17 protein-coding genes are annotated in these 23150 nt (G+C 44.2%); 10 read left to right on the top strand and 7 right to left on the bottom strand.

Going from position 1 to position 23150, the window contains the following annotated elements; translation table 11 throughout:
• Positions 1-21: 21 nt before the first annotated feature.
• Positions 22-3504 (bottom strand): CHAT domain-containing protein, encoded by a 3483-nt coding sequence (locus H6629_17795; GenBank protein MCB9069641.1) that lies wholly within the window; start codon positions 3502-3504, stop codon positions 22-24.
• Positions 3505-3917: 413 nt separating this feature from the next.
• On the opposite strand from H6629_17795, the gene H6629_17790 reads away from it, so the two are divergent.
• The 8 genes from H6629_17790 to H6629_17755 all read left to right on the top strand — a co-directional run bounded on the left by H6629_17790 (position 3918) and on the right by H6629_17755 (position 14445).
• Positions 3918-4724 carry a tetratricopeptide repeat protein gene (locus tag H6629_17790; GenBank protein MCB9069640.1) on the top strand — a complete coding sequence of 269 codons (807 nt, stop codon included), beginning with the start codon at positions 3918-3920 and terminating at the stop codon, positions 4722-4724.
• A 114-nt stretch (positions 4725-4838) separates the two neighbouring features.
• Positions 4839-6362: a patatin-like phospholipase family protein gene (locus H6629_17785; GenBank protein ID MCB9069639.1), complete on the top strand. Its 1524-nt coding sequence runs from the start codon at positions 4839-4841 to the stop codon at positions 6360-6362.
• Positions 6363-6449: 87 nt separating this feature from the next.
• Entirely contained in the window at positions 6450-8315 is a 1866-nt protein-coding gene (locus H6629_17780; protein ID MCB9069638.1) for a caspase family protein, read from the top strand.
• Between the two features lie 217 nt (positions 8316-8532).
• Complete coding sequence (locus tag H6629_17775) at positions 8533-9801, top strand: SH3 domain-containing protein (GenBank protein MCB9069637.1); 1269 nt, start codon at positions 8533-8535, stop codon at positions 9799-9801.
• Positions 9802-9936: 135 nt separating this feature from the next.
• Positions 9937-10659: a DUF1211 domain-containing protein gene (locus H6629_17770; GenBank protein ID MCB9069636.1), complete on the top strand. Its 723-nt coding sequence runs from the start codon at positions 9937-9939 to the stop codon at positions 10657-10659.
• Between the two features lie 672 nt (positions 10660-11331).
• Positions 11332-11916, top strand: coding sequence for an NAD(P)H-dependent oxidoreductase (locus tag H6629_17765; GenBank protein MCB9069635.1), 585 nt, complete (start codon positions 11332-11334; stop codon positions 11914-11916).
• A 49-nt stretch (positions 11917-11965) separates the two neighbouring features.
• Entirely contained in the window at positions 11966-12532 is a 567-nt protein-coding gene (locus tag H6629_17760) for a dihydrofolate reductase family protein (protein ID MCB9069634.1), read from the top strand.
• A 782-nt stretch (positions 12533-13314) separates the two neighbouring features.
• Positions 13315-14445 (top strand): T9SS type A sorting domain-containing protein, encoded by a 1131-nt coding sequence (locus tag H6629_17755; GenBank protein ID MCB9069633.1) that lies wholly within the window; start codon positions 13315-13317, stop codon positions 14443-14445.
• Between the two features lie 321 nt (positions 14446-14766).
• On the opposite strand, the gene H6629_17750 is transcribed toward H6629_17755, so the two are convergent.
• Entirely contained in the window at positions 14767-15000 is a 234-nt protein-coding gene (locus H6629_17750; GenBank protein MCB9069632.1) for a KH domain-containing protein, read from the bottom strand.
• Between the two features lie 798 nt (positions 15001-15798).
• Between H6629_17750 and H6629_17745 the strand changes: the two genes are divergently transcribed.
• Positions 15799-16641: a hypothetical protein gene (locus H6629_17745; GenBank protein MCB9069631.1), complete on the top strand. Its 843-nt coding sequence runs from the start codon at positions 15799-15801 to the stop codon at positions 16639-16641.
• Between the two features lie 21 nt (positions 16642-16662).
• Complete coding sequence (locus H6629_17740; GenBank protein ID MCB9069630.1) at positions 16663-19149, top strand: response regulator; 2487 nt, start codon at positions 16663-16665, stop codon at positions 19147-19149.
• A gap of 131 nt (positions 19150-19280) precedes the next feature.
• Here the strand turns inward: H6629_17740 and H6629_17735 are convergent, their stop codons facing one another.
• The 5 genes from H6629_17735 to H6629_17715 all read right to left on the bottom strand — a co-directional run bounded on the left by H6629_17735 (position 19281) and on the right by H6629_17715 (position 22805).
• Positions 19281-19853, bottom strand: coding sequence for a hypothetical protein (locus H6629_17735; GenBank protein MCB9069629.1), 573 nt, complete (start codon positions 19851-19853; stop codon positions 19281-19283).
• Between the two features lie 271 nt (positions 19854-20124).
• Complete coding sequence (locus H6629_17730; protein ID MCB9069628.1) at positions 20125-20862, bottom strand: L,D-transpeptidase; 738 nt, start codon at positions 20860-20862, stop codon at positions 20125-20127.
• 83 nt (positions 20863-20945) lie between these two features.
• On the bottom strand, positions 20946-21173 hold the full coding sequence (locus H6629_17725) for a hypothetical protein (protein ID MCB9069627.1): 228 nt from the start codon (positions 21171-21173) through the stop codon (positions 20946-20948).
• Positions 21167-21829: a hypothetical protein gene (locus H6629_17720; protein ID MCB9069626.1), complete on the bottom strand. Its 663-nt coding sequence runs from the start codon at positions 21827-21829 to the stop codon at positions 21167-21169. The genes H6629_17725 and H6629_17720 overlap by 7 nt, the downstream gene beginning before the upstream one ends.
• A gap of 343 nt (positions 21830-22172) precedes the next feature.
• Complete coding sequence (locus H6629_17715) at positions 22173-22805, bottom strand: hypothetical protein (protein ID MCB9069625.1); 633 nt, start codon at positions 22803-22805, stop codon at positions 22173-22175.
• Positions 22806-23150 lie beyond the last annotated feature (345 nt).

Here is a 23150-nt window from a genome sequence, read left to right as displayed (position 1 = left end):
GCTCATTTACCCATCCACCGGCTAATTCTGTCCGATTAACGAGAACGCTGCCCAATCACGCGGATGCGGATATTTTGCCATCGTGTGCAATTGGGCTGTTTGCAGCGATCGCGATTTATTGCCATCGGTTGCCAGTTCCTCATAAAATTTGACCATCAGATACTGTGTCGCTTCGTCTGGCACCTTCCACAAACTGACCATCAAACTGGATGTACCGGCATATAAAAACGACATGCTCAACCCCGCCAATCCGTCACTGGAAATGTGCCCGAGCCCGGTTTCGCAGGCGCTGAGTACCACCAACTCCGCATTCAGCGGCAGCCCGAAAATTTCCGAAGTCGTCAAAATGCCGTTGGTTTCCACGGTTTCGCCGGTTTTGGCGAGCACCAGTCCGCAGCGCATCGGATCGCGAACCTGATATCCGTGGGTTGCAAAGTGGAGATAATTTTGCACGCCGGCAATTCGCCGGAATTCCGCTTCGCTGGCGTTGTCGCCGATCAGCGAAAGCGCTTTCAGCGATTGTGCGCCGCTCTCCTGCAGTCCGGCACCACCCGATTCATTCACCCGTTTTGCGATCATCTCAACTTCGCGTTCCGCGCCGTACAGTTGCGACCAAATTGCCGGATCGGGCATCTCAGGATTGCCCATCAACAGTAACCACGGACGTTCGCGATTGAACTGCTCGCGCACGCGTGCACGCGTAAACTTCAATAGTCCGACACTTGGTGCAGTTGCAAATACATTTCGCTCGACCAGATATTTGTTTTGCGCATCAACCAGACAGGCGAAAGGGAAAACATATAAAATATCGTGAGGAATGATCATCAGCGATTCGTCCGGTGATTTCGGCAAATATTCTGCCACGGGTTGGATCAGCAGTTCATCCAGTTCGCGTAGTGTTTGTTGATATTTTTTGCCGCCACCGGCGCTCGTTTGCAACACCTCCGCACCGCGCGACAATCCGTCGGAAATGCCCAAATGATTCCGCGTTGCAGATACCAGCCGGAACAGCGAATCCGCAGGGATATTTTGCACGGTTGCAAACATTTTTCCGTTCGGCTGGATCACCCACATCGCAACGCCGCCGGGCAAAATATGATACATCAGCAGCGTTTCCTGCCGTTCGCGGGCTTCATTTTTGATTTCGCGCAATCCCAAATCCGGTGCACCTTCCGAACTGCCAATATTACGTGAGGGAATGGCGATGCCTGTAGCCCATTTTTCCAATAAATCGGTTTCTGCGGAACGGAAACGGTTGTTCGGCGAATCAGTGCTGGCCATCATCGGTTCCTGCACTTTGGTGAACAATTCCTCGGTGCGTTCTGTTGCCGCTTGCCGTTTTTCGATGGATAGCTGCGCCTCCAATTGCTGCCCCTGCAGCAAATCTTTCAGTGCGCGGTTGCGCGATGCTTCGGAAATTTCCAACGCTTTTTCGTGATAGCGTGCCTCTGGCTGGCGCATCAAATAAGCAATAAAATCGTCGTAAAGTGCTTGTTTATTCTGTACTTCCAGATAGTTACGTTTTTGCGAAAAATTGACCAGATCACCGGCGATTTCTTTCAACGAATTCACCGCATTGTCGAACATGCCCACCACCTGAAATTTCGGAGCGCCGTCGATGTTGGCATACGTCGCCGCCAGATTCCAGTATTGTCGCCAAATGCTCTCTTTATCGTTGATCGATTGGGCAATTTCCAACGATTGGTTGAAATGGTCGATTGCCGCATCGTAATTTTTCAGCGACCGAAGCACCAACCCTTTGCTGCCAAGCCAGATGCCCGTGTTGTATTCGTCGCCAATTTCCCGGGCGATGGCGATGGCGCTGTCATAATAAACAATCGCTTTTTCCGGCTGCGATTGCTGCTGCCACACCTGCCCGATGCTGCCGAGGCGTATCTGCTCCTGCGATTTCGCGCCCAGTTTCCGGGCGATTGCCAATGCATCGGTGTAGGTTTTCAGCGCGTCGTCATATTTTTCATTCGAGAAATAGAACTCGCCGAGATTGCCCAACTGGAACAATTGGCTGCTCAAATCGCCGGTTTCGCGGGTGATGGTTGCTGCGCTGTCCAGATAACTGAGCGCGCGCTGATAATCGCCGGTCGTTTCGTACACCTGTCCGATGCTGCCGAGCCACACCGCTTCGTTGCTGCGATCTCCGTTTTGCCGGGCGATCGCCAAGGCTTTTTCATAATTTTCGATGGCAGAAGTGTAATTGCCCATCGCGTTAAACACTTGACCCAAACTGCCGAGCCACAATCCATCGTCATCCGTTTGCTGTGTCGATTGGGCGATCATCTGCGCATCGTCCAGCAGCGTTCGGGCGCTGTCCAGCTTGCCGAGCGTTTTGTATGCCTGTCCGAGATTTCCCAAACGCATGCCTTCGGCAAATTTGTTTCCGGCAACGCGCGCCAGTGCCAGCGATTGATTGAGCAACCCGAGCGCCGGTCTGGCGTCGCCTTTGGCGAGCAACACCTGCGCTTTTGCCGCGATAAAATCCGCCATTGCGGAAGTATTTCCTGCGGTTTGTGAATTGTTGATTGCGCTGTCCAGATATGCCAGTGACCGCGAATAATCACCCAACTGTCGATACATTTGCCCCAAATTCCCGAACCAAATGTGTTTCAATTGTTGATCTGCAGGATTGCGAGGCATCGCGATGGCCTCGGTAAAATAACCGATCGCTTTTGGGAATTGCTGTTGCGATTCGTAAATTTGTCCGAGCATTCCCAGCGAAATTTCTACCGTTTCCACATCGCCAATTGCTTTTGCTACAGCCAAGGCGCTGTCGTAATAACTTATCGCAGCCTCAAAGTCACCGCTGTTTTTTTTAACCTGCCCCAAATTCCGGAGAGCCGATGCTTTCGTTCGGTCATCGCCGATGTTATCTGCAAGTGCCAGCATCGCGGAAAAAGCATCATCTGCGGTAGACATATCACCGGAAGTTGCTGCAGCTAATCCTTTCATATTGAATATTTTCAATGATTTATGATCATCTTTAACTTCGCTGTTGAGCGCTGTTGCCTGCGCCAGCAACGCGGTTAGATTGCCATTTTCTTTTGCGAAACCAATTTCAATTTCGTTTAATAATCCATTTAGCTTATCGATTTTTTGTTGCAAAACGCTGTAGTCATATGCATTCAGTTCATCCACTTTTTGGAGCAAAAAATAACCGTTCTGAAGCGCAATCGGCTCAGAAATTGCGTTAATTTCCAGCTTGTTCAAAACCGCCAAAAACACTTGCGGAATGCTTTCCGAAGGCTGCCAGGGTAAATCGCCACCCAAATTTGCGGTTGAGTGTTCAGAAAATTTTCGGGCTAATTTCTGGAAGGATTCGCCGGCGGCATACCGTTCAATTATCTCGTTGGCCTGATTTTCAGTGGAAACCTTGAGCATTCGGAAGTGAATGAAAGATTTCCCGGCATCTGTTTGAGAATACGCCGCTGAAAATCCCAAAAAGAGCAATGTTAGGGTCACAAAAATTGAACGTTGGTGTTTTAAATTCATTACAATTCCAGAGGTTTTGATATGCGATTTAACCATATGTCATATACGTAAATTTATGAAATAATATGGATTTAGCAAGCTAACCACTCTATAAACCCATAATTCAAAAGGCGTTGCCGGGAATTGTGGGATATCTGACCTCAGTTACGCAGGTTTTGGCGGTTGTCCGGATCGTAAAGCTGTGGAATTGCGCTAAATACATTTGGGAATGATTTCAACAGTTAGCGACAAAAAATTTATTGCAATAATGCATTTTTTTGGGTAATCTAATTCACTTCAAATCGTCCGATGGTTAGCTACTTGATAATTTTTTGAATTTCCCCCATTTTTGTCATCTTGATTTATGAGTTGATTTTATTGGTTTTATGTGAAATTCTAACACTCATGTTCTGTTTCTATTTTGGAGTTATTCCATGGTTTTTTTGAAAGAACTATTTTCCATGCGATCGCTGGCTACCATCTCAGTTGCTTTAATTTTAGGTTTTGTAATGGGATTGGGATACAGCAATTTTCAGCGAGAAAGCGGACCGGATATTCCCGGTGACGAAATGTTGTGGAACCGGATTGTCATCAATCTTGAACAAAAGAATGTCGCTGAAGCCGAAAAATGGATAACCGTTTTACGCAACGATTTCCCGGAAAGCCCATATTGCGATGACGCAATGATGGTATTGGCAAATAACCGGCGAAATGAGAAAAAATACCCCAAAGCAGAACAGTTATACACGGCAATAAAATCGGATTACAGCCAGGGCGACCAGTTTGGGCAGAGCTTGTTGCAATTGTCGGATATGTTTCTCGAGCTCAAAAAATATGGAGAAGCCGAAGCGTATTTGGCGCCATTAGAAAAAGAGTTCGCCCGGCTGCCGGAAGGTGGGGAGCTGTATCATAATTTGGTGTTGAGCCAATTTCTGCAGAACAAATATAGCGTTGCCGTAAAAACGGCTGATAATTTTTCCCAACGCATGCCTGAATCCAGCGATCTGGCACGGACGAAATTATTACAGGGTTCCATTTATGCCACTTATCTGGGTAACCAGGCGCTGGCCAAAGACATTTTTATCGGTTTGTACAATGCAACGGGTATTTCGGATGATATTCGGGCAGAAGTCATGATAAAATTGAAAGAACAAAATGTCTATATTGGAAATTTTGACATCAACCCGGAACTCGAATTGCCGGTGTTATTGCCGGCGCCATTGGATATCATCACTTACTGAGTACTTGCGGATCACGCAAAAATCCCGAAAAAAACCATTTTGCTGACCTGATTATCAGCTTATAAGCTTCTGTTTTTTTTATCACTTACCAAATTACTTTCCGGAGATGAATATATGAATCTGATAAAATTTATTTATGGCTGGCTCAAACGGCTGCCCTGGCGTTTTTCCGTTGGGATGGTGGTTTCATTGCTGCTGTGGTTGGTGATTATTTCCACCATTTTGAAATATTTTGAGTTGCGCACCATCGCGGAAGCGATCACCAAAATTACGTTCACCAGTTCACTTGCCCAAACCGCCTTTTCCGGTGAGTTGGAATATGTGTTTGGCGTGATTCCCGTGTTTTTCGAAGGATTGGTTGTGGTGCTCATTACGCTGGCGGGATTGGTGGTCAGTTACAACGTTGCGGCGGTATTCAACCAAAAAGCCCGGTTTAAACCGCAGATGGATGTGCACGACCCCGCACAGCCGACGCCCGGAAAAAGCACCGTTTTACAGGAATTTGTGGAAAAATACGGTATTCAGGATTTGCGGATCGGGATTATCAACGCTGGTGGCGGTGCAAAAGGCGCGTATCAGGCCGGCGCGTTGAAAGCGATTTACGAATTCCTCGAAGAAAACAACGCGCTCGACAAAGTGAAAATGATTGCCGGAACGTCCATTGGCTCGTGGAATTCCATGTTTTGGTTGGCAGGATTGGTAAAACCACCCGCAACAGGGGAAATGAGCGCTCACGAAAAATGGTGGAAATCAGTGAATATCAAAGGATTAGTGGATTTCGCCAAATATTTTCCGTTGGCGAAAAATTCATTTTTGCACACCACCCCGTGGCAGGAAACATTTTTGGATATTTTCAAAAATCACCCGTCCGTGCAGCAATATTTGATGAAACATTTGTTTGACGATCCCGATAAAGCCATGCATTTTTACCTCACCCGATCCAACGTGGAAACCGGAAAACTGGAATTTGCCACCAATAATGCATCGCTGCCAAAAATGGAACGCACCAAATGGCAGCACGGAAAAGCCGTTGGAAAAGAACCGGTTGTGCCGCCGGAAGAATACGAACTGATTAAAAAGAATGACGAGGCAGACGCGCTGGAGCGCATGAAAATGGCTGTTTTCGCATCAATGGATTTGCCGCCGATGTTCCCATATATGGAAATCGACCAGAAATATTTTGAGGATGGTGGCGTTGTGGATAATTTGCCGCTGCGGTTTGGTGCCGGGATTGAGAAGTGTAACCTGTTGTTTGTGTTGCCGTTAAATGCTTCTTTTGAAGCTGAAGCAGATCACAAATCGGTGTTCAAACGGCTGTTCCGGGTGATGAACATTCGGCAGGGTGTACTCGAACGTGAATCCATGAAAATCACCCGTTTGTATAATGAAAAAGCACGGTTGAGCAATCCCCAAAATCCGGCGCTGGTTTCGTTGTTCACGATTTGCCCGAACCAGCCACTGGTGATCGAGACATCCGAATTGTGGAAAACCGCCGAAGCCGGGCAAGCCTTCGACCTGATGTACGAAGCCACCAAAAAGGAAATACACAACAATTTTATGGAATTGGCAGACCCGGATTGGCTGCGGATGGCGTTGGTGAATCCCGATGGAACGGTGGAATATCGGGATGATTTTTGATCGATTGTGACGTTTGCAAATTTTTCCGACTGAGTGATGTGTATATTTGCTCAACTGAAAAGATGAAAAAATGAAACGGTTCAACCGATGAATAAGTATTTTTTTGCTATTCTTTTATTTACCAGCCAGATTTTTGCCCAATCGCGCGGAGCGGAACCAATTTTTCTTGCGTCGGACGGCAGCAACCAGCCTCTGTATTCGAACAGTTACGCGCTGGTTGTCGGCGTCAGCGATTACACAAATGGCTGGCGGGATCTGGCAAACGCGCTGAACGATGCGCTGGAAGTTCGCGTCGCGCTGGAAGCACAGGGTTTCGAGGTGCAACTGCTGGAAAATCCAGATAAATCCACCCTCGAAGCCGCCATTGGCGAATTTGTCAATTTAAAAGGCACTGATCCCCAAAACCGCTTGCTGTTTTATTTTGCCGGACACGGTCACAGTATGGAATTGGCGCAGGGCATCAACATGGGTTATATCATTCCGGCGGATGCGCCGATGCCGCCCGAACCGGATGAAGATGATCCGGTGAAACGTGCCAATTTCAAACAGGGTGCGCTGGATATGGACGCGTTTTTCAATTATTCCCGGCGCATCGAGTCCAAACATGTGCTGTTCATTTTTGACAGCTGTTTTTCCGGCTCGATGTTTTCGACGATGCGCGGTTCACCCTCTGCAACCGTATTGAATGCGGCGAAAGAGCCGGTTCGACAATTTATCACCGCCGGCGATGCCAACGAAACCGTGCCGGATGTGAGCATTTTCAAACAGCAATTTTTGCGGGCGCTCAACGGCGACGCCGATACAGCGCCAAAAGACGGTTATCTGACCGGAACCGAACTCGGTTTGTTTTTGAAAGACCGGGTGATTCATTACAGCCAGAATCGCCAGCATCCGCAATACGGGAAAATTTACGATGCAGCGCTGGATCGCGGTGATTTCATTTTTAGCGTTTCGGACAGCACCAGCGGCAGCGGTACGGATTCGCCGGCAATTGCGATATCGAATTCGAATTCGCAGCCGCGCGCGGAAATCGGGCAGCTGTCCGGGTTGGTGCTCAGCGATATCAACGAGAAACCGATCAGCGACGCAGTTGTTACGCTGATATCATCATTCGGCGAATCGAAATATCTGGTTCGCAGCCAGTCTCGGCAGGACGGCTCGTTCAGCCTGGCTTTCGAATGGGGTAAAGTGCAATCGCTGCTGGATGACGGTGCAATATGGGAGCTGACCGTAACCCGCGATGGTTACGGCACATTTGCCAAACCGGTGTCTTTTGCCAACGGGCAGGTCGATCCGACGGAGTGGGCTGTCGTGCTGACCTCTGATGTGTATGCCGAATATTTCCCGAAACTGGACGCCTGCGCCAGTAACCAGACAGATGCTATCACATTATTTATGTTCGATTTAAAACCGGTGGGGATGGATGAATCCGTTGTCGATCCGTTTTTGAACGGGCTGAATTACCAGCTCGATCGCGGTATTCGAAACCATTTGGAGAGCTACAATTTGCTGGATGAAACGGACATCAGCGTGCTGCGTTGCGACGGGCTTTCGGTGAGCGCCCCGAACGCTGCAACCTCATTTGGCAAACGGCTGAACGCGCCGGGCATTATTTGGGGCATGTTGCAGGGCGGGAACGAGGCGTTGCAATCGGTGATCACATTTACCGCGCTTGAAAACGACAACGTGACCGGTTACAGCCCCATCACTTACAAAAATGATGTGTTCGAGCTGTTTCAGCCGGACGCAAAAGTGAATCCAGCGTATCTGGCGTTTTCGTCTTTTGTGCTGGGCAATCACTATTTGCGAAACGGAAACGTGCAGCGGGCCCGCGATTGCTTTTTGCACGCCAAAACTTTGGACGCAATTCCGGCGGAATTCAAACCGGTGCTGCAACGGCGTTTGGACGAACTGGACGCAAACAACATCGCCGGGGAAATTACGCCGTTTTGAGATCGAATGTAGTTGGTATTCTGTCTATGAATTTAATGTTATTTTGTCCTTCGACTTCGCTCAGGACGACAACCGCGGACTTTGCTGATGACGACAACGGACGATTTCGCTCGGGAAAACAACCGCGGACTTTGCTGATGACGAAAACCAATGTCACACTGAGCGAAGTCGAAGTGTAACGGTTATACCTAATAAAATTGTTGACAGGCATTTCGTAATGAAAAACAAATATTTACATCTCGTTTTATTGTTAGCCTTTTGCTGCAGCGCCGTTGCGGGCGACATTTCCCGGATCGGCGGACCACCGCGATTGCAGGGGGTCAAACACAAAATTCTGGTGCTGGAGTTTGACTCGCCGCAGTTGAGCGATTGGGGCAGGGATATTTCCCAGATCATTGCGCAACAGGTACTCGGCACTATCGAAGGCGTGACGAGCGTTGGCGTGATTAACCTGCGACAGACCGAAACACGCATCGAATTGACGCCGAAACGCATACACGAAGAAGCGCTGAACCAGAATGCGCTGGTGGTTATTTGGGGCGAATTTTACGAGGACAGCACGGACGTTTGGCTGCATCCGCATTTGCGATTGGTGCCCCGGGAAGAATTCCCCGTATCCGCATTCGGGTTGATGATCCCCGATCAATACAGCCGCGATACGCTAAAAGCAGCCATCCCAACATTGCAGGTGAACTTTGCGCCACTCCGGTTGCCCATGCAAACGTTGAAAGACCTCAGCCGGTTTTACCGGCAAACGGTTACGCTTCGGGAATCGCCGGATCTCAATGCGCCATCCACCGGACAATTGCAAATGGGCGATACGTATTATTTGATCGATAAACAAAACGACTGGACGAAAATCAGCACCCGCAGCGGCAAAACCGGCTGGATTCGCCACACCGTTCTGGATACCAAAAAACAATTTGAAGATCTGCAGGGCGTTGTAAAACTGGCGCAGGGTATTGTGCAATACATGGCAGGCAACTACCGGCTGAGTGCCAATTCTTTTCAAAACTACCTCGATAAAAATGCCTATCGGCAGGACAGCATGAATCGCGCGTTTGCGCACATCATGCTGGGGAACAGCAAGTTTTGGGGGAAGGAATATTTCAACCGGATACCGAGAGATGAAGATGTGTCCATCGAATATTATCGCGCCAAACAATTGCTGCCGGGGCATCCTTCGCCGGTGAACCATTTGGCGATTGTGAATATGTATAAAATGCGCTTTCATCCCTCCCGGGAAATGATTCCGGCAATTGAGAAAGAACTGATTGAAATCATCAAAACGCAAAATGATCTGGATGCGATCGGGAATTTGCGAATTGCATATGGGATGGTTGAAAGAAATCTGGACTGGTTGGCCAAAAGGGATGGGTCATCCGAATCCGCAGCGAGTTTGCGCAGCCGACTAAATGAGAAGATTAGCAAACTGGATCACGTTGCCGAACAACTTAAAGTGCAGCGCATCGCTCCCGAAAGATAAATTGCGATTGTTCAGATCCGGCAATTCAATAAAAATACGGGAATATGAAAATTGTGAATGCTGCAACCCAACATATTATGTTCTTCGGATAAAAAACAGATGAACCTTGCAACGTGTTAAACAGATAGACTGAATATGAGAAATGCGGTATATAAGAACAAACAACACGACCCAAGAATCAATTACCGGGGTGAAAATGCGTCACGACTGGACAATTTGACTGACGCTGTATTTGGCATCGCCATAACGCTGTTGATTTTCAATTTATCGAATCCCAATTCATTTGGCGACTTGCTGGTTTTTACTAAAACGCTGCCCGCTTTTTTAATCAGCATCTCATTTATTATTTTGATTTGGAACGAACATTTGGGATTTTCGGAGATATACTCCCTGAATGACACAAAGCTGACTGTCTTAAATACATTGTTTATTGCATTGGTAATTTTTTATGTGTATCCGTTACGCTTTTTAACGCTTTTTCTAACCAACTTTTTTTTCAGTACAGATATTGCCGTAAACATTCAAGGAAACCAGGTACCCTATTTGATGATTTACTATGGTTTTGTTGCCTTTGCCCTTTATCTTGTGCTGTTTTTGTTTTACCATAGAGCCTACACCATCAAGTTGGAATTACAGCTTAACGAATACGAGATTTTTTATACCAAATCCCAAAAACAACGATTACTAATTATGTTTTCCGTGCCGTTGCTTTCAATTGCACTTACCTTGGTTTTCAATCAGGTGTCGTTTATTTGGGCTTCGATTGTTGGTGGTATTACCTATTGTCTTTACACACCCCTGATCATCTGGTGGTATAATAAATTTAAAAACAAGTCGAATGAATTTCGCAATAAATGATTTTGCAAAAGTGTTGCCCATTTCAATTTTGCAATTTGTTGTGGAAAATTTCGTTAGATCGTTATCGATTTTGGTGTTTCGTAGTAATCCCCACCTAAATATAGACGGATATCCTGGTATGCCGGGCGTATTGCCATTATGAAGTAGCTGTTCACAATTGCACCCGGGCACTAATTTGTTACAACCGGAAGTCCCGCATTTACGGGGTAGCTGCTCTATTTTGCACCCGAGCGAGGAGCTATGATAGCCGGGCAAGCAGCAATTGCGATGTAGCTGTTTACCAATTGCATTGGGGCATGAAATATTGGCAGATAGTGTATGCCAAATCGCAGTCAGGTTGTGTCGCCATTCGATGGGTAACATAAAACCCGGATGCTTCGTTGTTTTCCTGCGCAAAGTGGTTTATTCGTTTAAGAGAGGATTACGTGTCAAATTTCAGTATGGCGCCGTGATCATTGTGGGAAATTACAGCATATCTGGAACAAAGATTCTAAATTATAAGGCAAATTTCAAAATAGCCCAGAATAATGTATTGAACCGTCAATGTTTTCTCGATACATTCGGCATAAGCTTAATCAAGTAAAGGTAATTTCATTCGGGATACATGCAATGTTCGAATCCTCATTTGACAAACAATTTTAAATAAAATTTCGAAAGCACAACAATTGCTATATGAATAAAAAGAAAATTCTGATTATAAACGGCCACCCCGATAAAGAAAGCTTCAATTATGGACTTTCTGAAGCATACAGGAACGGCGCAAAAAAATCGTCTGCTGAAGTAAAAGAAATCAGGATCAGGGAATTAAATTTCAATCCTAACCTCCAATTTGGTTACAGAAAACGAACAGAACTTGAACCTGACTTATTAGAAGCCCAAGAAAAACTAAAATGGGCTGACCATATAGTTTGGGTTTATCCAGTTTGGTGGGGTTCTGTGCCTGCAATTATGAAAGGATTTCTAGACAGAGTTTTATTACCTGGATTTGCATTTAAAAAAAGAGAAGGTTCAGTATGGTGGGACAAATATTTTAATGGAAAAACAGCTCGACTAATTTGCACAATGGACCAGCCAAATTGGTATTATAGATTGATTTACAAAAGTCCGTCACATAGCGCGATGAAAAAACTGACAATGAATTTTATCGGAGTAAAGTCTGTAAAAATAACACCAATTGGACCTATACGACTTTCAACAGATGAGTTTCGTCAACAATGGCTGAAGAAGGTTGAAAAACTGGGTGAATTAAATAAATAGGAACCGGTAACAATGATATAAAACAGACAATAAACAGGCAAACAAGATGATGAGAAAATTGAAATTACAAATGCAGGTTACGCTTGACGGGTTTAATTCGACAGGACCAAATGACGAACAGAAATGGGTAACCTGGGCTTGGGACGAAATAAGACAGTATGTTCTTGACCTGGCTAACTCAGCAGACACTGAAATAATCGGTAGAAAATTAGCCGTTGACTATCTACCCTATTGGCTTGATGCCTATAAACATCCGGAAGATCCAATGCATGAAGTAGCTAAAATCAAAGCCAACCAAAAGAAAATTGTTTTTACGAAGACACTTGAAACATCACCGTGGGAAAATACAGAGCTTGCAACAGGAAACCTGGCAGACGAAATCCATAAACTGAAACATCAGGATGGTAAAGACATTATCGTATATGGTGGCAGTTCATTTGTCGCTTCGTTAATCAAGCAGGAACTGATTGACGAATTTCACTTTTTTATCAATCCCATTGCCATTGGGAAAGGCGTTGCTGCTTTTGGAGAGATAGAAAACTGGCAATCGTTAAAGCTCAAAAAATCAATTACTTGCGACAGTGGAATAGTGATACTTCATTACGAACGAACGTAACAATTGAGCAGTAAAAAGAGAAAAAGCACTGCTGATACCATAGGTTAAGCATATCTGCGGGCTAACAACTTTAAAAAAGAAATTTAGTGCACACAATAAATTCAGAACAATAATGGTTTGTAAATTTCGGGTCATGCCCGCACGCTTTTATCGGGCATCCAAAGTATTGAAAATAAATAGGTTCCCGCTAAAAAAATTGCAGGAATGACTGGTGTGGAAATTTGTTAAATTAAAATTTAATCTGACAAACCGCGATTTCTTTTGATATCTCACTGAAATAGTGACAAGTGTCAATTCCGATTTTTATTCAGCAACTTAGTTTACTGAGGTCACGTAACTATTCACCATTCCGGAAAAAGCACGGAAAATTTGGCTAATTCTGTCACCGGAACAGTGGAGATGTTTTATTATCTGACGTTACGCGGTCACGAAACTGCGGTTCGCACATGTGCGAATCCTACAATAGCAGACGTTTTGTTGGTAGGGAACGCATACATGCGTTTCGCAACTGAAACATGTTTTCCGCTACGTCTGAATATTTTCAAACAGTTTGATCAAAATGCGTAACAGCTGTTATTTAACAGCTGTTACGCCGTGAATCAAAACAAACCAGCATCCTGAGTAGCCCCAATGGGGCGTATCGAAGGGTGCGGAATTCCGGTAAACAACCGCATCCTTCGATACGCGCTCTGTGCTAGACAGGATGCTAATTCGTTATCAGCGTGTAACATCATTTATTATTGTAAACCTGGCTTATTAATTTTAATCTGAACGGAGGTAATATGAAAAAATTTTACAAAGCGAATATGTGGCTTGTTGCGTTTTTGATGGTTTATAGTTTCTCAACGGTTGGATTTGCACAGATAACCATTACATCCAGCGATATTCTCGGTTTAATCGGCACATCCCAGGTAAGTATCGAAGATGAACGGTTTAGCATTCCGGTAAATGTGGGCTTGCCCGGCGCAAACCAGATCTGGGATTTCCGGTCGATGGATGTTCAGGACACGTTAATTTACCGATCGGAATTTTTATCTCCCGGACAAACGGCATATGCGGACAGCTTTCCGCAAGCGAATTTTGTGCAACATGTTACCGATCTCGACCCTGATCCGGGCAACTCATTTGAATTTTACGGATATCTGGAAGTTGCCAGTTCCTCTATTTCCAACATTGGGTTTGCCTCTGTTTTTTCGCAAACAAACCCGCCGATGGATACAACTATCTTTTCCTATGACGATAATTCCGTATCACCATTGCCGCTTAATTTTAATGATACATGGACGGAAGTCAGCAGCGATACGACATTCTTAGGTCCTGATACATCCTTTTATTTCTTAAGTATTGACTCAACCGTTACGTTGGTTGATGCCTGGGGAACGGTGCAACTGGATATCGGTGATTTTGAATGTTTGCGGATCCGGGACGATGTCAAAACAATTAACAAGACGATCTTAAATGGATCTGTTATTTCCAGCAGCGAAGAAGTTTATATCCAATATAGTTGGGTTTCCAAATCGAACTATGAGGTTGCCAATATCCAGAGCCAATCCGGTAATACCGACCCGCTGTTTACCGATGCATCCGGATATGGTTACCTTATCAGCACCGTTACAGGGATCGATGATCGGGGTGGTGAAACAGTATCATCCGGGTTTGCATTATCCCAGAATTATCCAAATCCATTTAACCCCACAACAACCATTTCTTTTGAATTGCCGGTGGCATCGGATATCCGGTTGGAAGTATTTGATATTACCGGAAAACGCGTCGAAACATTGGTTGCAGATCGATTGGAAAGTGGTGTTCATGAGGTGGTATTCGATGCGTCGCATTTACCCTCCGGGTTTTATTTATATCAATTGAAAGGTGATAGGATAAACCTGGTCAAGCGTATGATTTTGTTGAAGTAATAACGTTTGGTTAAGCAATACATTTATCAAGCCCCGAACAGGTGAAAGCATTTGTTCGGGGCTTTTTTTTGTGGTTCAGGTTGGCATTTTTTGAAGGCTTTTATCAGGCAACCACTTGCTCAAGATTTATGGATTACCGCTTTAAGATTGCTGGAATGACATGCCCTGCGTGCAGAATTGAGTTTGTTTTGGCGCTACGCAAATTTGAAACCGGACATTTCTGACTACTACCTAAAATAATACTGCAGCCGGGCTTATTTAAAATAATTTAGGGGGGCTTTTATTGGGGAAGGACCCGGCTACAGTTGTTTTTCTGGTTTGTTATTCAATAATTTCAAGTATACAGCGGTGGCGGTCTTTTGCCGCGGATGCTGCAGTTAGCAATATCCGGATGGCGCCGATTGTTTGACCGTGTTTGCCGATTACTTTCCCAAAATCGGATTTGGCTACTTTCAATTCATAAATCCTGACATTGTTGCCAACAACTTCTTTTATGGCTACTTCTTCCGGATTGTCCACCAGCATTTTGACGATACGTTCAATCATTTCAGTCATAGCTTTTACCGCTTTCTGTCGTTTCACCGGTCTTGATTAATAAGCGTCTGCACAGTTCTATTTTAGGAATATGGAAATTATCACAGCTTTCATCTAAATTATATAACTGAGTTACGCGTTTTAGCCTCAGAAGCACAGAAGGACACAAAGGTGTTTTGTAAAAATCTTAAATGATGATGTAATAAGAAAAGGTTGCTGTAATATTTCTTCCTGATTCTATGTGTCACTGTGCCAATTACAGTTTATGCTTAACATCTTTTTAATTGAATTGGTTTTGTATGATGGTATTTTTTAATGTTTCCAAGTACTGGTTTAAGTTACAGTAACTTTTTGTCTGGTGCAAGTGGTGGTTTTTTGTCTTTTCGAGGGGGTAGAAATGTCCGGTTTATTTATCCGTGAATTGAGTTGGGAATACGGTTTGTTGATAAAACAAGGCGCTTTTTTGTTTAAACCGCAATTGAAACAAATTTTCGGGGATTGTTGATGATTCATTCGTGTAAATTTGCAAAAATTTGCGGTTAAAAATGATAGAGAATTTCGTCAGGATCGCTTTTCTTGTGTTTTTTCACGTATCAATAGTTTATGCAATAGGTAAATTCCAGCGGGTTTGTCATGTCAAAATGCTTATATCAGGTATCCACTCGCTCAAGATTTATGGATTCCGCTTAAAAATTGCGGGAATGTCCATAATACCGCTGTTTACCTTACATCATTTTCGCTAAAGTACGAATATTTTGATTCGATAATTACACCCAATAACAGTTTGCAGTTTTTTTGCAGATTTTCCTAAATAACCGGATGCTTTCCGGCTATTGTATTAATAAACAGCATAATTTTATTTTACCTTATTCAGGGATGAATATGTTATATCGAACGTTACACTATTTGCTTTTATGCTGCTCCACATTTCTGTTTGCCCAAACACATCCGGAGCAATTAATCCAGGATGTGTTTCAATCCGAATTGGTTTATCCGCAGGAAAGCGGTGAATTACAATTTACCATCTCTCCTAACCTACAGAATAGCAGACCGGTAAACCTGCTCAGCTCACCGGTTGCGATTGAATATGGCCTCTCAGACAGTTGGCAGATTGAGTTTTCCTGGATGGGATATGTCCATCAAGAAAATAGCTTATCCGGAAATATATCCGGACCCGGTGATGTTGAAATTGGAACAAAATGGCGCTTCTTGAGTCCGGGGCATCGCAACATACAGTCGGCGGTTGGGTTGGATTTGCAACTGCCGACCGGCGGAACTGATGGCATTAATGAAGATGATCCGGCAGTTGAACCCTATGTTATTGCAGCAATGGATTTAAACTGGCTAAATGATGCGCATATATTTACGCAAGTTGGCGGTGAAATATCCCTAACATCAGAAACGGATGATGCGCCCGGTATATTTATGAATAGCGGGATAATTTATCCGTTCAGAACATTTTGTGTTTCGACAGAACTGAACTGGATAACAGCGGATGAAATTGCAGAAATATATGTTACACCGGGTATCATTAGCACTTATGGTTCGTATGAATTTGGATTTGCTATACCCATCGGTGTGTCATCTCCTGCGGATACATACCGTATCATTGCCCAATTTTCTATAGAATTTTCACTAAATGGTGATGAAACACCGGATTGAATTTTTGGAGTATTGTAAGATATGAATCTTAAAAAAAAGCTGGTTATCGCATTTCTGGTATTTACAGTTATTAACATTTTAATCAGTGTTAACAATCATATTTTCCGGGAAGAGGTGATTGGTAATTTAAACCGGATTTCCAACAAACTAATGCCGCGTGTTATGTTGCTTAATGATATTGAAAGCCATTGCATGCGAATGATGGAATCGGTTATCAGTGGTATTCTGATAATTGAGAAAAGCCAGGATGATGCCGTTTTAAGTGAATGGCTTGATGAACAACGCTCTTCAGACATAAGTTTGTTTTATATGGATTTTGCACCGGAAGCTTTGAATGAAGACATTGATGAGAGTGATGAAGATGAAGCTTCTGCCCGGGAAATGCTGATAGAAGAAATTGCGGAATATCAGGAAACCGCAGGAGAGTTGGATACTTTACTGGCATTATACCGGTCAAATGCTGAAAACGAAACCCAGGTTTTGCACATAACCGGTATAAACCTGCATATTGACTCATTGAGAAGTACCATCTCCCGGAAAATTAACCCACAAATATTTCTTCTCTCAGGGGACGAGGTTTTAGCGATCAAAGAAGAAATCGAGGAAATTGAGGAAGATATCCTTGAATCTATCAACAATGCCATAAACTACGAAAACCGGCTGCTCACCCAGGGCGAAATTCGAGCGAATCAGTCAACCGAAACAGCATTTTTGATGAACTGGCTTACCATTTTGATCGGGGCGGTTTTGTCTGTGCTTTTGGGGTATTTCTTTGCAACAAGTATATCCAAACCGATCAACAAACTGACCGAGGCCTTTTCCGATGTCGGGAACGGGAATTTGAATGCCAAAGTAAGTATTGATTCACAAGATGAATTTGGCATGTTGGCGTCTTCGTTTAACGCAATGGTAAATGATTTACGGGAAGCCCGTGACAATGCAGAAATTGCAATAAAGGCAAAAACCGATTTTCTGGCAACGATGAGTCATGAAATCCGAACCCCGATGAATGGGGTCATCGGCATGACCAGCCTGCTTTCTGAAACGCCCTTGGACTGTGAGCAAAAGGAATGTGTAGAAACCATACGTGTTAGTGGGGAAACCCTGCTGTCCATAATAAATGATATTCTGGATTTCTCCAAGATAGACTCAGGCAAACTGAGACTTGAGGAACACGATTTTAATCTTAAAGGTATGGTTGATGAAGTGATAGACCTGTTGGCTCCGTCGATAAAGAACAAAAACCTTGATTTGTTAAATATCATCGAATCCGATGTGCCTGCAATCTTGCGTGGCGATGCCACCCGTCTCCGGCAGGTTTTGTTTAATCTTGTCGGTAACGCCATCAAGTTTACCGCAGAAGGTGAAATCCTGATATCCATCTCACGAGTTGAAATAGACAACAATATTGCAACACTTGAGTTTTCTATCAAGGATACGGGAATTGGCATAACCGACAGTCAGATTACCAAAATTTTTGATGCCTTTGCGCAAGCAGATTCATCGATTAACAGGCGTTTTGGTGGCAGCGGTTTGGGGTTGGCAATTTGCTCCAAATTGGTTCAGCTAATGGGCGGAAATATCGGTGTTAAGAGTACACCGGGTATCGGTTCTGTCTTTACTTTTAGCGTTCAGATGACGGTGGTATCTCAGCATCAACCGGAAGACATTCACATTCCGGACGTAATTAAAGGCAAACAGGTTTTGATTGTGGATGATAACCAGACCAATTGCCGTATACTTGCCATGCAATGCAACAAGTGGCAACTTGTACCCCATATCGCAAGCGATAATACAGCAGCAATGGCAATTGTTGAATCCGGACAGCATTTTGATATTATCCTGATGGATTACCAGATGCCAGACGTTGATGGTGTCACATTAACAGAACAGATATGGCAATATAGTAAACGATCCATTCCTACTATATTATTGAGTTCACTGGATATATCTTCGGAAATTTCCCGTTTTCTGGACAATGCCAACACCGAATTTGTTCAAAAACCTATTAAGATGGACAGGTTGTATACTGCGTTGAAGCTTATGTTGAGCAGGAAGAAATCGATCATCCGCAAAAAAAGTATACAACCCGTAACGCTTGATACCCATTTATTTGAGAAGTATCCATTAAAAATTCTGGTTGCGGAAGACAATCAAATTAATCAAAAACTGATTCTGAGAATCCTGTCAAAAATGGGATACAATGCAGATCTGGTGAGCAACGGACTGGAAGTATTGGAAGCTATACAGCGGCAACAATACGATCTGGTGTTAATGGATGTTCAGATGCCGGAAATGGATGGCATTGAAGCGACGCGTCAAATCCGAAATGATACCGCTTTTGATTCCCTGAGAATTGTTGCTTTGACAGCCAACGCTCTTGAGGGCGACCGGGAAAAATGTTTGAACGCCGGAATGAATGATTATTTGAGCAAACCGTTCAAGTTTGATGAGTTCCAGCATAAAATTGTTATGCAATCTGAGTCGGATGGCTCTCAGGTTACCTGACCCAGATAGGGCATATTAAGTCACTTAACCTACCACAATACCCATTTGTTGGTGCTGATGTAGTATTACTTTTTGATAGATCATACAAAATTCAGATGCTTCGGCATTGTCCCGCCGCAAATCGGTTCCTTTTATTGGTAAACTGGAAACTGGATTGCCAGTGCAGCATTATCCGGGAGCGCGCGATAAATGGCTCTCGCTTCTTCTCTGTCGAGAACAAGATGTATCTTCAATGGATGCATGGGTATTTCCAATCGCAATACTGCTCCAACCGTTCGTAGCGATTCGGAAAATACCTGAGACAATGTAAATAAGCAATGCTCAATGTTTCCGTAAAATGATGCCGGTTGAGATTGGCTGATCCGGATATACAAATTCCCGGAAAATTCCAATTGATAAAAAACATCATCTTTTTCCGGAGCGACCGGCTGGGTATCGTTCAGGTTTGCTTCTATGGTATCTTTTGGCGCTTTTTTGATGATTACCGGTGTTTTTTCTGTTGTGGAACAGGACTGTTGTAATATAAATGGGTTGGCGAGCCATTGCATAAATGCGCTATTTTGGCTGATGTAAGGGAAATTATTATCAATTTCCGCTTCCTTTATTTCTGATTCCCGCAACTTCACACCAAGAACCTCCAGCCATAGCCGGTTATTTTGTAAATCGATACACAGTGAAATGGAGTCATTTCCGGATAATTTCATCCGCGCGTTCCAAAAGGCTTCCTTATGCGTTAACTCCTTTAGTTGTCGCAGGATCTGATGATCGATAACCGTTTCAGACGGATTACCAGTGTTTTGCTGCAGTACGTGGGTTTGCGCTGACGGGTTTTCAGATTGAAAAAAACCATGTGCCGGATATACGAAAGGCAACAGGATTACCCAAATGAACCCGACGAAAACGGGTACCAACAGTGGCACTAAAAAAGCAATTTTCAAACGATTGTCCGGGAACCTGTTTCGAAAAAAAGTGTGTTTAGTAGATAAACACTTTTGAACCCGGTTGTAAATTACGGTATACACTGTATAAGTCCTCATCATTAAGCCGAACGCATCCGTGAGTTACCGGCAAGCCTAAAAAGCGTTTATATAACGTCCCGTGAATCAGGTAGCCATGCCCGATTGACAGCGCATAATCACCCAGCACACCCCGGGCAAACCGTTCCGCGGCATTTGGCGGTGGAACAGGCTTACCGTCTTCAATAAACGCCCAGTCCGGCATTCGCCAAATGGGCGACGTTAATTTGTTTTGTACCTGAAACATGCCGCGAGGTGTTTTGAAAATCCATTCCCGTTGGTCGTGGCTTTTTAGCAGAATGTAACTACCGGTCGAGCAAAGCCCTTCACGAATGGTTTCACTGCCTTTTTTCAGATAAAAGTAATTGTCCATTGTATTGACAATCAGATACGGCCTATTCGGCGTTAATCGTTGTATTCTTTTTTCGAATACAGCAATGCGTTTTTGTATGGCAACAATTTCTTTGCGAATGCTGTTTTCATCCGAAACGGGACCTGTAAGGGGCTGGGTGGGGCTTAAATAAAACAACATTTCCCGTAATGGGTAAGCAAATGCGATGAGTATTATTAGCAAACAAATGCCGCATCCGGTGCCGTAAAGCATCATTTTTCCAATTCGAATGGGATTAGCTGAACGGGATTCGATGGGTATCGGTAATGGGTTTTCCGGATCAACCGGACTGATATTTTCTAACATGTTTTTACTATTTTCATTGTTCCGATGGTGCAAATTTTCAATTTACAGACAGATTAATTTTAGAGAAATACGCGCTCATCGGTTTAAGCGAACCGACAATAACGATTCTCATCCGACCAGGCTTTTTGAAACACCTGATCCATATCGGTGTTTGTCAGGGCGATGCATCCGTCTGTCCAATGGAACCCTTTGCCACCGTCCCCATGAACTTCGATGAGTCCGCCGATCTGCGCTTTTTGTGACAAATCCCCGGTCGATTTTGCCGCATTAAATCTCCGGCGATCTAATTCGTTCGGATAATTGATTAGCAATGCTTTGTAATATCTTGTTTGAGACCCGGATTTTTGTCGCTAATGCTATAAATGCCTTCAGGTGTTTTCCGGTCTCCGCGCTGAATTTTATCACCCATCCAGTTGGGTCCCATTTCAATCGGAGCAGTAAACACCAATTTTCCGGCATTGTAGATGTTGCACGTCAGCGCCATTTTGTCAATAATGATTACATTCTCTCGATTGCGTTTAGACTGGTTTATGGCGTCTTTAACCCACACTTGCCATTGTGCAAGACCTGCGAAATATCCGGTTAATTGTTTTTCCAATGCCGTTATGGACTGATCAATGAAAGCCTCGCTTTTAACCAGCCGGGATTGGGCAACGGTGTTTTCACCCCGGTCAATGGCTGATGTTGCTTCGTTAAGCAGTAACCCGCTTTGACCCAGATTTTTTTTGATTTGCCTGCTTAATGGCAGATTGCCATACTGTTTTTCAAAAAACCGGGTTTTTAGGGAAATCCGTGACAATTGTTTGTTAACCGTTTCTATAATGGATTGTTTGCGATGTATGCTGCTTTTTCCGGCGATTTCAGCATGCGTCGCGGCAGTGGACAGCGTTTGAATCACGCTTGAATAATCCCGTTGCCAGAACCATTTTTGATTTTCCAGTTTCCAAAGCTCCATCGCTTTTGCCATTCGGATTCGGCCATCTGCAATTCATCAGGTGCATATTGATGTGCCTGAAAATCCCGGCAACGCGCATCGCAGCCTGATACTGGTTAACCGCCGTAACTGGCAGAGCAGTTGCCGGAATCTGCAGAAATATCATGCCTAGGGAAATGGCTACGCTTCCGCCGATCATCCAAAACCACATCCAATTGCCTGTTTTCAGTTTGACCATTTGACCAACATATATTCATAATATTTGATAGTCGAAAAAATGATTTGTCCAGAAAAAAAGCCCCGGCCGCAATTCGCGGACCGGAGCTTAATAAAACAAGTGTCAAAGTTCTTTTATGTTTAGCTTTAGGTGCTTCCCTTAATTCAGCGATGCATTCCGGTTTACTTTGCCACTACCACTGTGTTTGGCGATAGCCACATTCAACTCATTCTGGATTTCGAGCACTTTTTGTTTTCCTGCAGTCAATTTATCGTAAGCCGCAAGAAAATCACCTGAATCAACCAGCGTTGTAACCTGGATTAATGAATTTTCCAAATCGACCAGTTCCGCTTCCATTGCCTGCAGTGCCGCTTTTCCTTCCTTGCCTTTTGGCGCCTGAGCAATTAAGTCGCGGGTTTCCTGAATCTCGGTTTTGAGGAAATCCGTTAATTCTGCCACATCCGATTGAAAGCGCGCTTTCATGGTTTCCGTTTCCTGAGTCATGTTATTAGCCATTTCCATGGCTTGGCTCAATTGGCGGTTCGCTTTTTCGTAGCTGCGAGACATGAAAAATTTGGCGTTTTGAGCCTCAATTTCTGCCATTGCACTATTCATGCTATCCATTACAGCGTTGAAATCTTCAGGCATATATCGCTGTACTTCAGCCTGCTTTGCCGCTTCGATGGCTGTTTGCGTTGCGGTCAATTGTTCTTGAGGAACTTTTGAACAAGCACCCAGTACAACCAGCATTAACACGGCACACAATCCAGTCATCAAAATATTGCGCTTCATGATAATTTTTCTCCTTTCTTAATTATCCACACGCAAGAAGTTGTTTGCGTCCTGTCAGTGAAGACGCAAAACGGATCAATTTAATATGATATTTTCCGAGAAAGTGAAGAATTAATTTTTTCCTTGCAAGTCGTATTATTGTGTGGTTTGCGAGGGAGGGGTTTTGTTTGTCGCTTCGATAGATTAAAACATGTTGATCCGTAAATGAAATTGGGATGTTTTAGATGAATATGTGATTGTTTTAATACACCCCTGATTGTCAGACTTCACCCCCTTAATCCCCCTCTCCTGAAAGGCGATTGGGTAATATGCTATTCAATTCAGTTGTTTGGCTCCGCCCTTTTC

Source organism: Calditrichia bacterium (genome assembly GCA_020634975.1).
Classification (GTDB): Bacteria; Calditrichota; Calditrichia; order RBG-13-44-9; family J075; genus JACKAQ01.
Note: the sequence above shows the minus strand (reverse complement) of the source record. Positions and strands in the feature narration are given on the sequence as shown.